Here is a 15,795-nt window from a genome sequence, read left to right as displayed (position 1 = left end):
GCACCGCCAGCTAGGCTGGCGGTGTGATATCAGGCAGTCAGACGGTTGGCGTCTTGTGCAATGACCAGCTCTTCGTTGGTCGGGATAACGATGGCAGGACGGGTGCCTTCTTTGTTGATGAAGCCAGACTTGCCGAAACGCGCAGCCAGGTTACGTTCGTGATCAACTTCGAAGCCCAGAACGCCCAGTTTACCCAGGGACAGTTCGCGTACCATTGCAGCGTTTTCACCGATGCCGCCGGTGAAGATAACGGCGTCCAGACGACCTTCCATCAGCGCAGTGTAAGAGCCGATGTATTTCGCCAGACGGTGGCAGTAAACGTCCATTGCACGTTTAGCGTCCGCTTTTTCTTTGTAGTTATCTTCTACATAACGGCAGTCGCTGGTGACTTCGGTCAGACCCAGCAGACCGGACTCTTTGGTCAGCATCTTGTTGATCTGGTCGATGCTCATACCCAGCGTGTCGTGCAGGTGGAAGATGATAGCCGGGTCGATGTCACCAGAGCGGGTACCCATCACCAGACCTTCCAGCGGGGTCAGACCCATAGAGGTGTCGACGCATACGCCATTGCGGATAGCAGAAACAGAACCACCGTTGCCCAGGTGGCAGGTGATGATGTTCAGTTCTTCAACCGGCTTGTTCAGAACCTTAGCGGCTTCCTGAGTCACATAGAAGTGGCTGGTGCCGTGCGCGCCATAGCGACGGATGCCGTGTTCTTTGTACAGGCTGTACGGCAGAGCGTACAGGTAGGATTCTTCCGGCATGGTCTGGTGGAACGCGGTATCGAATACGGCAACGTTCTTGTCTTTCAGCTGCGGGAAGGATTTCAGCGCTTCGGCGATACCGATCAGGTGAGCCGGGTTGTGCAGCGGCGCGAAAGAGGCAGAGTCTTTGATGCCCTGGATAACGGATTCGTCGATCACAACGGAGCTGGTGTACTTCTCGCCGCCGTGTACGATACGGTGGCCGATCGCGGTCAGCTGAGCAGACAGTTCTGGTTTTTGTGCCAGAATTGTATTAACGATGAAGTTCAGCGCTTCACTGTGAGCGGCGCCTGCACCTAAAGCCGCTTCTTGTTTACCGCCGTCCATTTTCCACTTGATACGTGCTTCTGGAAGATGGAAACATTCGGCTAAACCAGAGAGGTACTCTTCACCGTTGACTGCATCGATGATGGCAAATTTCAGTGAGGAGCTACCGCAGTTCAGAACCAGTACTAACTTACTCGACATGGAAGTACCTATTTATGATACGTGGCTAAAAAAACGTCAATGAGTCATAAAGCGTAGCGCAGGATGACACCGACATTTATGATTAACATCATGCCCGGAACAGTTTTCAGGCATGATCTAAGAAATACATATTGATTCTAAGCCATTTTGCATAATTTTCAGCCAATGGCAGAATATGCGATAATTTGATATGCCGGAGGGGATAGAATCTGGCTATCTCAGGCTGGCACAGGATACCCGATCGTCGGGTGGATGCCAAAATTTTTTGAACGATGTCATACGCAGTTGTTGTTTTAAAAAATATTTTAAATTTTATACGTGAAGTTGAGGTAAGCCATGTCGACTCCCGAGCAACGCCCGGTCAGTTTTTTCAGTTTGTTTAGCCGGGGGCAGCACTATGCAAAGACGTGGCCGCTGGAAAAACGTCTTGCGCCGGTGTTTGTTGAGAACCGTGTGATTCGCGCGACGCGCCATGCGATCCGTTTCATGCCGCCGCTGGCCATATTTACGCTCTGCTGGCAAATCGCGCTCGGCGGTCAGCTCGGCCCGGCGGTAGCGACCGCGCTGTTCGCCCTCAGCCTGCCGATGCAGGGTTTGTGGTGGTTAGGCAAGCGTTCCGTGACGCCGCTGCCGCCGTCAACGCTGCAGTGGTTCTACGAAGTGCGCGGCAAATTACAGGAAGCCGGGCAGGCGCTGTCGCCGGTCGAAGGTAAGCCTGATTACCAGGCGCTGGCTGACACGCTTAAGCGCGCCTTCAAACAACTGGATAAAACTTTCCTCGATGATTTGTAATTGATAGCGAAAAACGCATATAAAAGAAGACACAAACTTTGTGTCTTTTTTTTTTTGCCGCAACGCGCAACAGGAGTCGAAAAATGGAAATGACCCATGCTCAACGTCTGATTTTGTCTAATCAGTACAAAATGATGACTATGCTTGATCCCGACAACGCTGAGCGCTACCGCCGCCTGCAAACCATTATTGAACGTGGTTATGGATTGCAGATGCGTGAACTGGACAGGGAATTCGGGGAGCTCAAAGAAGAGACCTGCCGCATCGTTATCGACATTATGGAAATGTACCACGCGCTGCACGTTTCCTGGACCAACTTGAAAGATGCCGACACCATTGATGAACGCCGCGTGACCTTCCTGGGCTTTGACGCCGCGACCGAAGCGCGTTTCCTTGGCTACGTGCGCTTTATGGTGAACGTGGAAGGCCGCTATACCCACTTTGATGCCGGCACCCACGGTTTCAACGCCCAGACGCCGATGTGGGACAAATACCAGCGTATGCTGAACGTCTGGCACGGTTGCCCGCGCCAGTATCACCTGAGCAGCAACGAAATTAATCAGATCATCAATGCCTGATGGAGGCCGCCGTGCAGTGTAAGGGGTTCCTGTTTGATTTAGACGGTACGCTGGTAGATTCACTGGCGGTGGTGGAACGTTCCTGGCGTTTCTGGGCCGAAAGCTACGGCGTCAGTCCTGACGCGGTGCTGGATTTTATCCATGGCAAGCAGGCCATCACCACGCTACGTCACTTTATGCCGGGTAAATCGGAAGCGGAAATTCAGGCGGAATTCCTGCGTCTTGAGCAGATAGAAGCCACCGATCTTGACGGTATCAGCGCGCTGCCCGGCGCGCTGGCGCTGCTGAACCAGCTCGATGCGCAGCATATTCCATGGGCGATTGTCACTTCCGGATCGATTCCGGTGGCACATGCTCGCCATCGTGCGGCCGGTCTGCCGATGCCGGCGGTGTTTGTCACCGCCGAGCAGGTGAAGCGGGGTAAGCCGCAGCCCGATGCCTACCTACTGGGTGCCGAGCGACTGGGGCTGGCGCCGCAGAGCTGTCTGGTGGTTGAAGATGCGCCTGCGGGGGTACAGTCTGGCCTGGCAGCAGGCTGTCGCGTGGCGGCGGTGAACGTACCCGCCGGAACGCCGGAACTGCGGCAGGTTGACTTTGTGCTATCGACGCTGGCGTCGCTTCGTGTGGAAAAACTGCCGAGCGGGTTGGTCAACGTCTCGCAGAATGCATGATCTTATGATTTAGCCCCACATTGCTGGGGCTTTTTTCTGTCACTATGGTTAACGGCTTTTTACTTGAACAACTTACCGCTTATTTGATGACAAGGATGTGCTGTGAACGGTGAACTGATTTGGGTGCTCTGTCTGCTGGCGATTGCGGTGGTGCTTTTTGCTACCGGCAAGGTGCGCATGGATGCGATCGCGCTGGGCATTATCGTGGCTTTCGTGCTCAGCGGCACGCTTAGCCTTAGCGAAGCCTTTTCTGGTTTTAGCGACCCTAACGTTATTTTGATTGCCGCGCTGTTTATTATCGGCGACGGCCTGGTCCGCACCGGGGTTGCAACCAAGATGGGCTCCTGGCTGGTGCAGGTGGCGGGCAACAGCGAAACCAAAATGCTGGTATTTCTGATGCTGACCGTCGCCGGACTCGGGGCATTTATGAGTTCGACCGGCGTTGTCGCTATCTTTATTCCGGTGGTGCTAAGCGTTTCGGCGCGCATGAATATCTCGCCATCGCGGCTGATGATGCCGCTGAGTTTTGCCGGTCTTATCAGCGGCATGATGACGCTGGTGGCCACGCCGCCAAACCTGGTTATCAACAGTGAGCTTATTCGCGAAGGGCTGGAGGGCTTTGGCTTCTTCAGCGTCACGCCGATAGGCCTGGTGGTGCTGGTGTTCGGTATCCTCTATATGCTGGTGATGCGCTTTATGCTCAAGGGCGACGACAGCAGCCAGCCGCGCGATGGGCGCAAGCGCAGCACCTTCCGTGATTTAATCAAAGAATACCGGTTAACCGGTCGCGCCCGTCGGCTGGCCATTCGCCCCGGTTCGCCGATGATCGGCCAGCGTCTGGACGATATGAAGCTGCGCGAGCGCTACGGTGCTAACATTATCGGGGTCGAGCGCTGGCGGCGTTTCCGCCGGGTGATCGTCAATGTTAACGGGGTATCGGAATTCCGCGCCCGCGACGTGCTGTTGATTGACATGTCCGCCGCCGAAATCGACCTGCGTCAGTTCTGTTCCGAGCAAATGCTGGAGCCGATGGTGCTGCGCGGCGAGTATTTCTCCGATCAGGCGCTGGACGTGGGGATGGCAGAAGTCTCGCTTATCCCGGAGTCTGAGCTGATTGGCAAAACCATTCGTGAGATGGGCTTCCGTACCCGCTACGGCCTCAACGTGGTAGGCATGAAGCGCGACGGCGAGGCGCTGGACGGCTCGGTGGTCGATGAATCCCTGCAGCTGGGCGATATCGTTCTGGTGGTGGGAAACTGGAAGCAGATAAGCCATCTGGCGCAAAACGGTCGTGACTTCGTCGTGCTTAACCTGCCGGTTGAAGTCAGCGATGCTTCACCCGCCCACAGCCAGGCCCCGCACGCGATTTTCTGCCTGGTGTTGATGGTGGCGCTGATGCTGACCGACGAAATACCTAACCCGATTGCGGCGATTATTGCCTGCCTGTTGATGGGCAAATTCCGCTGCATTGATGCTCAAAGCGCCTATAAATCGATTCACTGGCCGAGCATCATTTTGATCGTCGGCATGATGCCGTTTGCGCTGGCGCTGCAAAAAACCGGCGGCGTTGATCTGGTGGTGAAAGGGCTGATGGATATCGGCGGCGGGCAGGGGCCTTACCTGATGCTGGGCTGTCTGTTTGTGATGTGCGCCGCGATTGGCCTGTTTATCTCTAACACCGCGACCGCGGTCCTGATGGCGCCGATTGCGCTGGCAACGGCGAAATCGATGGGCGTCTCGCCGTATCCGTTTGCGATGATCGTCGCCATGGCCGCTTCGGCGGCCTTTATGACGCCGGTTTCATCGCCGGTGAATACGCTGGTTCTGGGACCGGGGAAATACAGCTTCAGCGACTTCGTCAAAATTGGCGTGCCGTTTACCGTGCTGGTGATGATTATCTGCGTCGTGCTGGTGCCGATTCTGTTCCCGTTCTGACGATTTTCGCAGGGGCAGGCGCGCAATGCCGGATGGCGGCGTAAACGCCTTATCCGGCCTACGGTTCACTTCCTGTAGGCCGGATAAGCGCAGCGCCATCCGGAGGCGTTACAGCGGTGAGTCCTGACTTATTTCATCCAGCGAAAGATGGAAGCTTGGCACGAACACCGCCATAAAGTAGTCCATCTCTTCGCTGCGCCGTGAAGCCAGCGTTTTCTCCAGACGACCTTTGGCCAGCAGAAATTCATTGTTGCCGGCCGACAGCTCTTCCAGACACTTCAGATAAGCGCACAGCGCATCGGCCTGCTTGACGATTGCTTTCTCTTCGTCGCTGCTTTGATGCTCATCGATCAGCGGCGCAAAAATATCGCGCAGCTCCTCCGGCACCATTTCAATCAGCTTCTGCTGGGCAATTTTTTCTATCGCCTTGTACTCCTGGGCAATCTGCGAATTGAAGTACTTCACCGGCGTAGGAAGATCGCCGGTCAACACTTCAGAAGCGTCGTGGTACATCGCCAGCAGGGCAATACGTTCTGCGTTGACCTGGCCGTTAAATTTGCGATTTTTAATGGCGGCAAGCGCATGGGCGACCATTGCGACCTGGAGGCTGTGTTCAGAGACGTTTTCGGTGCGCACGTTGCGCATCAGCGGCCAGCGATTAATTAACTTCAGGCGGGAAAGGTGGGCAAAAAAATGACTCTGATTCATAGCGACCCTTACGCAGTAACTGTGGTAAAGGCATTGTGCGCAGAGATGGCCGTCGGATGCAAATGCCGACGGCCTGGACACGATTACAGCTGGTGATAACCCGACAGGAAGCGGCCAAAGCGGGTGATGGCCATTTCCAGATCGTCTTCACGCGGCAGGGTAACGATACGCACGTGATCCGGCCACGGCCAGTTGAAGGCGGTGCCCTGAACCAGCAGCACTTTCTCCTGGAGCAGGAAGTCCAGCACCATGCGCTGATCGTCGTGGATATTAAAACGTTTCGCGTCTATTTTCGGGAACATATACAGCGCGCCCTGCGGTTTCACGCAGGAAACGCCCGGGATCTCGTTGATCAGCTCCCATGCGCGGTTGCGCTGTTCGTACAGACGCCCGCCGGGCGTAATAAACTCGCTGATGCTTTGATAGCCACCGAGCGCGGTCTGGATAGCGTGCTGCGCCGGAACGTTGGCGCACAGGCGCATTGAAGCCAGCATTTCCAGCCCTTCAATATAGCCTTTGGCGTGTTTCTTCGGCCCGTTCAGCACCATCCAGCCCTGACGGAAGCCAGCGACGCGGTAGGTTTTGGACAGGCCGTTAAAGGTCACGGTCAGCAGATCCGGCGCCAGCGCGGCGATCGAATGGTGCTGCGCGGCGTCATACAGGATCTTGTCGTAGATCTCGTCGGCAAAGATGATCAGGTTGTGCTCGCGGGCAATTTCCACGATCTCCATCAGCAGCTCTTTCGAGTACACCGCGCCAGTCGGGTTGTTCGGGTTGATGATCACGATACCGCGGGTGCGCGGCGTGATTTTGGCCCGGATATCGTCGAGATCCGGGAACCAGTCGGCGGACTCGTCGCACAGATAGTGCACCGCTTTACCGCTGGATAACGACACCGCCGCTGTCCACAGCGGGTAGTCGGGAGCCGGCACCAGCATTTCGTCACCGCTGTTGAGCAGCGCCTGCATGGCCTGCACGATAAGCTCGGAAACGCCGTTGCCAATGTAAATATCTTCTACCGTCACGTCGCGCATGCCGCGCGCCTGGTAGTGCTGCATGATCGCTTTACGCGCGGAGTAAAGGCCTTTGGAGTCGCAGTAGCCCTGCGCCGTCGGCAGGTTGCGGATCACGTCGACCAGAATTTCATCCGGCGCGTCAAACCCGAAAGGAGCCGGGTTGCCGATATTCAGTTTAAGAACCTTGTTGCCTTCTTCTTCAAGGCGTTTGGCCTCTTTAAGAACCGGGCCACGAATGTCGTAACAAACGTTGTCTAACTTGCTGGATTTTTCGATGGGGGACATGAATCTTTGACCTTTTTAGCTGTTATCGCCACTCCCTGCCGTGGAAGTCAGCACCGAACAATGTACTCCCCATCCCCGTCGTTTTGAAGGGTTAGCAGTAGAAGATTTTGTTCATTCCTTGATGCCGGGACAATGTTTTTTACTAAGGAATGACGTGTCTCTTTGTGCGATCTTTTGTTAATTTATTGCTTTGCAGTTCAATCTACCGCTATTGGGTCTAGGTGTGGTGTTTACGTCTGATAAAAAAGAAATGATTTAGCTTAAGATTCATTTGCCTGGATATACTTTAATCATCCTTCAACGATTTTAATTTTAAATAAAATCTCAGCAAATAAGGATTAGGCATGATACCCATTTTTGTGAAGCTGATGTTAATGGTGACTCATCGCAAAGATTAATATTTTTTTATATTTTGAAAAGTAATGAATGTGATTTGTTAGATTTCTTAAATTGTTTTGATTCTAAACCTTTTTCAGTTTGAGATACGGCTTATTAAGGCTTATAAATCTTATGGATTTCGGTTAATATGTTGAGGTCAGTAAGAGCCCTATGAGTTAGGGAAGGTGCGAACAAGTTCCTGATATGAGATCATCATATTCATCCGGAGCGCATCCCAGAGGGACATCATGAGCCATCAACTCACCTTCGCCGATAGTGAATTCAGCACTAAGCGCCGTCAGACCCGAAAAGAGATTTTCCTCTCCCGCATGGAGCAGATTCTGCCATGGCAGAATATGACCGCTGTCATCGAGCCGTTTTATCCCAAGGCGGGCAATGGCCGACGGCCCTATCCGCTGGAGACCATGCTGCGTATTCACTGCATGCAGCATTGGTACAACCTGAGCGACGGTGCCATGGAAGATGCCCTGTACGAAATCGCCTCCATGCGCCTGTTTGCCCGATTATCCCTGGATAGCGCCCTGCCGGATCGCACCACCATCATGAATTTCCGCCACCTGCTCGAGCAGCATCAACTGGCCCGTCAATTGTTCAAGACCATCAATCGCTGGCTGGCCGAAGCAGGCGTCATGATGACCCAAGGCACTTTGGTGGATGCCACCATCATTGAGGCACCCAGCTCTACCAAGAACAAAGAGCAGCAACGCGATCCGGAGATGCATCAGACCAAGAAAGGCAATCAGTGGCACTTTGGCATGAAGGCCCACATTGGTGTCGATGCCAAGAGTGGCCTGACCCACAGCCTAGTCACCACCGCGGCCAACGAGCATGACCTCAATCAGCTGGGTAATCTGCTTCATGGAGAGGAGCAATTTGTCTCAGCCGATGCCGGCTACCAAGGAGCGCCACAGCGCGAGGAGCTGGCCGAGGTGGATGTGGACTGGCTGATCGCCGAGCGTCCCGGCAAGGTAAAAACCTTGAAGCAGCATCCGCGCAAGAACAAAACGGCCATCAACATCGAATACATGAAAGCCAGCATCCGTGCCAGGGTGGAGCACCCGTTTCGCATCATCAAGCGGCAGTTCGGCTTCGTGAAAGCCAGATACAAGGGGCTGCTGAAAAACGATAACCAACTGGCGATGTTATTCACCCTGGCCAACCTGTTTCGGGTGGACCAAATGATACGTCAGTGGGAGAGATCTCAGTAAAAACCGGAAATAACGCCAGAAATGGTGGAAAAAATAGCCTAAATAGGCTGATTCGATGTGTTTGCGGGAAAAAAATCGGCCCAGATCCGCGAAATTTTAATCAGCGAGTCAGCTTGGGAAGAAATGACCTGCTTATTCGCACCTTCCTTAGTTTCACTGATGATTATCATTATAGGTTTTATAACTCAATGTTATTCATCATATTTATTAGCTTCTTTTAAAACGTACAGCAATCCCTCTGAAGCATAATCGCGAAGTCGCTTCCTACAACTTCTTACGCGAGGCCTCACCCAGGGAGAACCCGATAAATAGCGACATGTTTACGGACATATTGTAAAAAGGAACTGCGCGCATTGCCGTCGCAGACAATTTTAATACTGACACTCGTCGGGCAGTCATTCGTCAGAGATTGGTGAAAGATGTTTAAAGGATTAGCCTGAAATTTTTGAGTGCAGCATCAATAAGGCAGGTCGGTTTCCGCACCTGTAAGTGGATTAATATGATAAATGCTAATCGTCCGATACTGAATCTCGACCTCGATCTGCTGAGAACCTTTGTTGCTGTTGCCGATCTGAGCACCTTTGCCGCCGCTGCTGCCGCGGTGTGCCGTACCCAATCCGCCGTAAGCCAGCAGATGCAGCGCCTGGAGCAGCTGGTAGGAAAGGAGCTTTTTGCCCGTCATGGGCGAAATAAGCTGTTAACGGAGCACGGTATTCAACTGCTGGGCTATGCGCGAAAAATTCTGCGATTTAACGATGAAGCATGCACGTCGCTAATGTTTAACCCGCTACAGGGTCAACTGACGCTGGGGTCATCCGACGAATCTGCGGACACCATTCTGCCGTTTTTATTAAACCGCATTAGCTCGGCGTATCCTAAGCTGGCGCTTGACGTGCGGGTAAAACGTCACTGCGTGATGGCCGATATGCTCAAGAATCAAGAAGTGGACCTGGCGTTAACGTCGCACCCGCTGGAAGGTTTTGCCTCGACGGTACTGCGGACCTCGCCTACGCTTTGGTACTGTGCTGCGGAGTTTACGCTGCGCCCCGAAGAGCCGATGCCTCTGGTGCTGCTCGACGATCCAAGCCCGTTCCGCGACACCATCCTCAAGACGCTTGATGCCGCCGGAATGCCGTGGCGTTTAGCCTACGTTGCGTCGTCGCTCTCGGCCGTTCGCGCGGCGGTGAAGGCTGGGCTTGGCGTGACGGCGCGCCCGGTAGAAATGATGAGCCCCGATCTGCGCGCGTTGGGGAAAGGGGAAGGGATGCCGGATCTGCCGGAAACCGAATACATGCTGAGCTATAACGCGGAAAGCGGCAACGAGCTAGCGCAGATGATTTTTGAGTCGCAAGAACCGCGGCACGACGCCTGGCCACAGACGGGTGTGTATACGCCGGAAGAGGGAGATAATCCCCTTATATTTGAAAGGGACATTGATTAACATTCCGGTTGAAAAGTAGTAACAAAATGTAAGTGCAAAAAAGAATCGTAGACGATAAAAAACCAGTTTGCGGTTCTTTTTTTGCGTTTTTTCGCCAGGACCGAAAAAATAAATTTATTAATGTGATAATAATCATGTAATTAGAATTATTTTTCTATTCATACCTACCCATGGCAAACGCAATGCCATATCTCCTGCTAATGTTAAAAAAACGGATAGATTGTTGCCGTTTTACAGGGCGAATTAACAAAAGCGTGTCTTAGATCAAGAAAATACCCCTCATGGGGGGGAGGAATCGTTAGTAATTCCTGTCAAAATAGAGGGGTAATTCCTGTCATTGCTACAAAACGGACACGATTCACCAACCGATAAACCTTAAGGTCTACTGAGGTGAATAGAATCAAAGGGCACGTAATGTTAATGAAATGACTTTGATGTAAATTAATGTGAGGAAACTTTTGTTAAAGTTGACAAAAGGTTATAGAAAGGAGTAAAAAACCTCAACATTTTGCGGTCTGGCGTTCCAATTGGGCTGTTTGTAGGTTTTTTAATCCTCCCCATGAATCGATGTAGCGTCCATCTGCCGGTAAGAGCAGAGCAGGGTAAGCTACTAATTTGGTAAGCTTTGCGTATGTCAACATCCACTGAAATCATCGCTCATCACTGGGCATTCGCTATCTTTCTGATCATTGCCATTGGCCTTTGCTGCCTGATGCTCATCGGCGGCTGGTACCTTGGCGGTCGCGCGCGCGCGCGTAGCAAAAACACCCCGTTTGAATCGGGCATCGACTCCGTTGGCTCCGCACGACTGCGCCTGTCGGCCAAGTTCTATCTGGTCGCCATGTTCTTCGTCATCTTCGACGTCGAAGCGCTTTACCTGTACGCCTGGTCAACGTCCATTCGCGAGAGCGGTTGGGTTGGCTTTATCGAAGCCGCCATTTTCATATTTGTGCTGCTGGCCGGTCTGGTTTACCTCGTTCGCATTGGCGCGCTCGATTGGACGCCTGCGCGTTCTCGCCGCACGCTGGTAAACCCGGAAAACGACAGCGTCACTAACCGTAATACGCAGTAAAAGCGAGGCAATAAGATGGATTATACGCTCACCCGCATAGATCCTAACGGTGAGAACGACCGTTACCCTCTGCAAAAGCAGGAGATCGTGACCGACCCCCTGGAGCAAGAGGTGAACAAAAGCGTGTACATGGGGAAACTCGAACACGCGCTGCACGACATGGTCAACTGGGGTCGTAAGAACTCAATCTGGCCCTACAACTTCGGCCTTTCTTGCTGCTACGTAGAAATGGTGACGTCATTCACTGCGGTGCATGACGTTGCGCGTTTTGGTGCGGAAGTACTGCGCGCTTCCCCGCGTCAGGCTGACCTGATGGTGGTGGCCGGTACCTGCTTTACCAAAATGGCCCCGGTCATTCAGCGCCTGTATGACCAGATGCTGGAACCGAAGTGGGTTATCTCGATGGGTGCCTGCGCCAACTCCGGCGGCATGTACGATATCTATTCCGTGGTGCAAGGCGTCGATAAGTTTATCCCGGTTGACGTGTATATTCCGGGCTGCCCGCCGCGTCCAGAAGCCTATATGCAGGCGCTGATGCTGTTGCAGGAGTCCATCGGTAAAGAACGTCGCCCGCTGTCATGGGTCGTTGGCGATCAGGGCGTGTACCGCGCCAATATGCAGTCGGAACGCGAGCGTAAACGCGGCGAACGCATTGCAGTGACGAATCTGCGCACGCCAGACGAGATTTAATTTGCGCCTGCGGGCGGTGGCATCTTTTGACTTCGCAAATCAACATACAACAGCGCGAAGGCCACCTCCGGCAGTCACCACGGACCTTTTGCAATGGTGAACAATATGACCGATTTAACCGCGCAAGAAGCGGCCGCATGGCAAACCCGCGATCACCTTGATGATCCGGTCATCGGCGAACTGCGCAACCGTTTTGGGCCGGATGCATTTACCGTTCAGGCCACCCGCACCGGGGTTCCTGTCGTTTGGGTTAAGCGCGAGCAGCTGCTGGAGATCGTCGACTTCCTCAAGAAGTTGCCGAAGCCTTATGTGATGCTGTTTGACCTGCACGGCATGGATGAACGCTTACGTACCCACCGCGACGGTTTACCGGCCGCGGACTTTTCCGTTTTCTACCACCTGATCTCAATAGACCGCAATCGCGATATCATGCTCAAGGTGGCTTTGTCTGAAAACGACCTGAACGTGCCAACGCTGACCAAACTTTTCCCGAACGCCAACTGGTACGAGCGTGAAACCTGGGAAATGTTCGGCATTACCTTCAACGGCCACCCTAACCTGCGCCGCATCATGATGCCGTCGACCTGGGAAGGCCACCCGCTGCGTAAAGACTACCCGGCCCGCGCCACCGAATTCGACCCGTTTGAGCTGACCAAAGCCAAGCAGGATCTGGAAATGGAAGCGCTGACCTTCAAACCGGAAGAGTGGGGCATGAAGCGCGGGACCGAAAACGAGGACTTCATGTTCCTCAACCTCGGCCCGAACCACCCGTCTGCGCACGGTGCATTTCGTATTATTCTGCAGCTTGATGGCGAAGAGATTGTCGACTGCGTACCGGACATCGGCTATCACCACCGTGGTGCCGAGAAGATGGGCGAGCGTCAGTCCTGGCACAGCTACATTCCGTACACCGACCGTATCGAGTACCTCGGCGGCTGCGTGAACGAAATGCCGTACGTGCTGGCGGTAGAAAAACTGGCCGGGATCACCGTGCCGGACCGCGTAAACGTTATTCGCGTGATGCTCTCCGAACTGTTCCGCATCAACAGCCACCTGCTGTACATTTCGACGTTTATTCAGGACGTCGGCGCGATGACGCCGGTCTTCTTCGCCTTTACCGACCGTCAGAAAATCTATGATCTGGTCGAAGCGATTACCGGTTTCCGTATGCACCCGGCCTGGTTCCGTATCGGCGGCGTGGCGCACGACCTGCCGCGCGGCTGGGATCGTCTGCTGCGTGAATTCCTCGAGTGGATGCCGAAGCGTCTGGACTCCTACGAGAAAGCCGCGCTGCGTAACACCATTCTGAAAGGCCGCTCCGTCGGCGTTGCGGCTTATACCGCAAAAGAAGCGCTGGAGTGGGGCACCACCGGTGCTGGCCTGCGCGCCACCGGTATCGGCTTCGACGTGCGTAAATGGCGTCCGTATTCTGGCTATGAAAACTTCGACTTTGAAATCCCGACCGGCGGTGGCGTTTCTGACTGCTACACCCGCGTGATGCTGAAAGTGGAAGAGCTGCGCCAGAGTCTGCGCATTCTTCAGCAGTGCCTCGACAACATGCCGGAAGGCCCGTTCAAAGCGGATCACCCGCTGACCACGCCGCCGCCGAAAGAGCGCACGCTGCAGCACATTGAAACCCTGATCACCCACTTCCTGCAGGTTTCCTGGGGCCCGGTTATGCCGGCGCAGGAGTCCTTCCAGATGGTGGAAGCGACCAAGGGTATTAACAGTTACTACCTGACCAGCGACGGCAGCACCATGAGCTACCGCACCCGTATCCGTACGCCGAGCTATGCGCACTTGCAGCAGATTCCGTCGGCGATCCGTGGCAGCCTGGTATCAGACCTTATCGTCTACCTGGGTAGTATTGATTTTGTTATGTCAGACGTGGACCGCTAATTATGCACGAGAATCAACAACCACAAACCGAGGCTTTTGAGCTGAGTGCGGCAGAGCGTGAAGCCATTGAGCACGAGAAGCACCACTACGAAGACCCGCGTGCGGCGTCCATTGAAGCGCTGAAAATCGTTCAGAAACAGCGCGGCTGGGTACCGGACGGCGCCATTTACGCTATTGCCGACGTGCTGGGTATTCCGGCGAGCGACGTCGAAGGCGTGGCGACGTTCTACAGCCAGATTTTCCGCCAGCCGGTCGGTCGTCACGTGATTCGCTACTGCGACAGCGTGGTGTGCCACATTACCGGTTACCAGGGTATTCAGGCGGCAATCGAGAAGAAGCTGAACATCAAACCGGGTCAAACCACCTTTGATGGTCGCTTCACGCTGCTGCCGACCTGCTGCCTGGGCAACTGCGACAAGGGGCCGACCATGATGATTGATGAGGACACTCACAGCCATCTGACGCCGGAAGCCATTCCTGACCTGCTGGAGCAGTATAAATAATGAAGAATATTATTCTGACTCCCGAAACCCATCCGCTGACCTGGCGTCTTCGTGACGACAAGCAGCCGGTGTGGCTGGAAGAGTATCAGGCGAAAAACGGCTATGCCGGGGCGCGAAAAGCGCTCACCGGGATGGCGCCGGACGAGATCGTCAACCAGGTAAAAGACGCTGGCCTGAAAGGGCGCGGCGGCGCGGGCTTTTCCACCGGTCTGAAGTGGAGCCTGATGCCGAAAGACGAATCCATGAACATCCGTTACCTGCTGTGTAACGCCGATGAAATGGAGCCGGGTACCTACAAAGACCGCCTGCTGATGGAACAGCTGCCGCACCTTCTGGTGGAAGGCATGCTGATCTCCGCGTTTGCCCTGAAGGCGTACCGCGGTTACATCTTCCTGCGTGGGGAATATATTGAAGCGGCGCAGCACCTGCGCCGTGCCATTGCGGAAGCCACCGAAGCGGGCCTGCTCGGGAAGAACATTCTCGGCACTGGCTTTGACTTCGAGCTGTTCGTGCACACCGGCGCCGGGCGTTATATCTGCGGTGAAGAAACCGCACTGATTAACTCCCTCGAAGGCCGCCGCGCCAACCCGCGCTCCAAGCCGCCGTTCCCGGCAAGCTCCGGCGTATGGGGCAAACCGACCTGCGTCAACAACGTCGAAACGCTGTGTAACGTTCCGGCGATTCTGGCTAACGGCGTCGAGTGGTACCAGAACATCTCGAAAAGCAAAGATGCCGGTACCAAGCTGATGGGCTTCTCCGGCCGCGTGAAAAACCCGGGGCTGTGGGAGCTGCCGTTCGGCACGACGGCGCGTGAAATTCTCGAAGACTACGCGGGCGGCATGCGCGATGGCCTGAAGTTCAAAGCCTGGCAGCCAGGCGGCGCGGGGACCGACTTCCTGACCGAAGCGCACCTTGACCTGCCGATGGAATTCGAAAGCATCGGTAAAGCGGGCAGCCGTCTGGGGACGGCGCTGGCGATGGCCGTCGACCACGAGATTGGCATGGTGTCGCTGGTGCGTAACCTGGAAGAGTTCTTCGCCCGTGAGTCCTGCGGTTGGTGTACGCCGTGCCGCGACGGCCTGCCGTGGAGCGTGAAAATTCTGCGCGCCCTTGAAAAGGGTGAAGGCCAGCCTGGCGATATCGAGACGCTTGAGCAACTGTGTCGATTCTTAGGGCCGGGTAAAACCTTCTGCGCGCATGCGCCTGGTGCGGTTGAGCCGCTGCAGAGCGCCATTAAGTATTTCCGCGACGAATTCGAGGCAGGCATTAAGCAGCAGTTCAGCAATACCCATGCAATCAACGGGATTCAGCCGAACCTGCTTAAGACGCGCTGATAATCTAAAGATTTATTTATTTTGGAAGCACG

Annotated in this window: 14 protein-coding genes; 11 read left to right on the top strand and 3 right to left on the bottom strand. The window is 54.4% G+C overall.

What is annotated here, in order from left to right:
* Positions 1-29: 29 nt before the first annotated feature.
* Entirely contained in the window at positions 30-1,232 is a 1,203-nt protein-coding gene (gene ackA / locus H7R58_RS15840; RefSeq protein ID WP_182930252.1) for an acetate kinase, read from the bottom strand.
* A gap of 336 nt (positions 1,233-1,568) precedes the next feature.
* On the opposite strand from ackA, the gene yfbV reads away from it, so the two are divergent.
* The 4 genes from yfbV to H7R58_RS15820 all read left to right on the top strand — a co-directional run bounded on the left by yfbV (position 1,569) and on the right by H7R58_RS15820 (position 5,208).
* Positions 1,569-2,024, top strand: coding sequence for a terminus macrodomain insulation protein YfbV (gene yfbV, locus H7R58_RS15835; protein WP_106924269.1), 456 nt, complete (start codon positions 1,569-1,571; stop codon positions 2,022-2,024).
* An 83-nt stretch (positions 2,025-2,107) separates the two neighbouring features.
* Entirely contained in the window at positions 2,108-2,602 is a 495-nt protein-coding gene (locus tag H7R58_RS15830; RefSeq protein WP_035892491.1) for a YfbU family protein, read from the top strand.
* A gap of 11 nt (positions 2,603-2,613) precedes the next feature.
* Positions 2,614-3,273 (top strand): sugar phosphatase, encoded by a 660-nt coding sequence (locus H7R58_RS15825; RefSeq protein ID WP_182930253.1) that lies wholly within the window; start codon positions 2,614-2,616, stop codon positions 3,271-3,273.
* A gap of 102 nt (positions 3,274-3,375) precedes the next feature.
* A complete protein-coding gene (locus tag H7R58_RS15820; protein WP_106924270.1) occupies positions 3,376-5,208 on the top strand; it encodes an SLC13 family permease in 1,833 nt (610 codons plus the stop codon).
* A gap of 108 nt (positions 5,209-5,316) precedes the next feature.
* Here H7R58_RS15820 and yfbR read toward each other — a convergent pair whose 3' ends face one another.
* The gene (gene yfbR, locus H7R58_RS15815) at positions 5,317-5,916 is read right to left on the bottom strand and encodes a 5'-deoxynucleotidase (protein WP_106924271.1); all 600 of its coding nucleotides are present in this window, start codon (positions 5,914-5,916) and stop codon (positions 5,317-5,319) included.
* A gap of 83 nt (positions 5,917-5,999) precedes the next feature.
* Complete coding sequence (alaA, locus tag H7R58_RS15810) at positions 6,000-7,217, bottom strand: alanine transaminase AlaA (RefSeq protein WP_106924272.1); 1,218 nt, start codon at positions 7,215-7,217, stop codon at positions 6,000-6,002.
* A gap of 626 nt (positions 7,218-7,843) precedes the next feature.
* Between alaA and H7R58_RS15805 the strand changes: the two genes are divergently transcribed.
* From H7R58_RS15805 to nuoF, 7 genes are all read left to right on the top strand, one after another.
* A complete protein-coding gene (locus H7R58_RS15805; protein ID WP_000019445.1) occupies positions 7,844-8,824 on the top strand; it encodes an IS5-like element ISKpn26 family transposase in 981 nt (326 codons plus the stop codon).
* 499 nt (positions 8,825-9,323) lie between these two features.
* Positions 9,324-10,265: a transcriptional regulator LrhA gene (lrhA, locus tag H7R58_RS15800; protein ID WP_106924273.1), complete on the top strand. Its 942-nt coding sequence runs from the start codon at positions 9,324-9,326 to the stop codon at positions 10,263-10,265.
* Positions 10,266-10,890: 625 nt separating this feature from the next.
* The gene (nuoA, locus tag H7R58_RS15795; RefSeq protein WP_106924274.1) at positions 10,891-11,337 is read left to right on the top strand and encodes an NADH-quinone oxidoreductase subunit NuoA; all 447 of its coding nucleotides are present in this window, start codon (positions 10,891-10,893) and stop codon (positions 11,335-11,337) included.
* Positions 11,338-11,352: 15 nt separating this feature from the next.
* Positions 11,353-12,027: an NADH-quinone oxidoreductase subunit NuoB gene (nuoB, locus tag H7R58_RS15790; RefSeq protein ID WP_002913178.1), complete on the top strand. Its 675-nt coding sequence runs from the start codon at positions 11,353-11,355 to the stop codon at positions 12,025-12,027.
* A gap of 93 nt (positions 12,028-12,120) precedes the next feature.
* Positions 12,121-13,926: an NADH-quinone oxidoreductase subunit C/D gene (gene nuoC, locus H7R58_RS15785; protein WP_106924275.1), complete on the top strand. Its 1,806-nt coding sequence runs from the start codon at positions 12,121-12,123 to the stop codon at positions 13,924-13,926.
* A 2-nt stretch (positions 13,927-13,928) separates the two neighbouring features.
* A complete protein-coding gene (gene nuoE, locus H7R58_RS15780; protein WP_002913160.1) occupies positions 13,929-14,429 on the top strand; it encodes an NADH-quinone oxidoreductase subunit NuoE in 501 nt (166 codons plus the stop codon).
* Positions 14,429-15,763, top strand: coding sequence for an NADH-quinone oxidoreductase subunit NuoF (gene nuoF / locus H7R58_RS15775; protein ID WP_182934431.1), 1,335 nt, complete (start codon positions 14,429-14,431; stop codon positions 15,761-15,763). The genes nuoE and nuoF overlap by 1 nt, the downstream gene beginning before the upstream one ends.
* Positions 15,764-15,795: the final 32 nt, after the last annotated feature.

It is taken from the genome of Klebsiella sp. WP4-W18-ESBL-05 (genome assembly GCF_014169075.1).
GTDB classification, from domain to species: Bacteria; Pseudomonadota; Gammaproteobacteria; order Enterobacterales; family Enterobacteriaceae; genus Kluyvera; species Kluyvera ascorbata_B.
The sequence above is the reverse complement of the archived record's forward strand: the minus strand, read 5'-3'. Positions and strand labels throughout refer to the sequence as shown.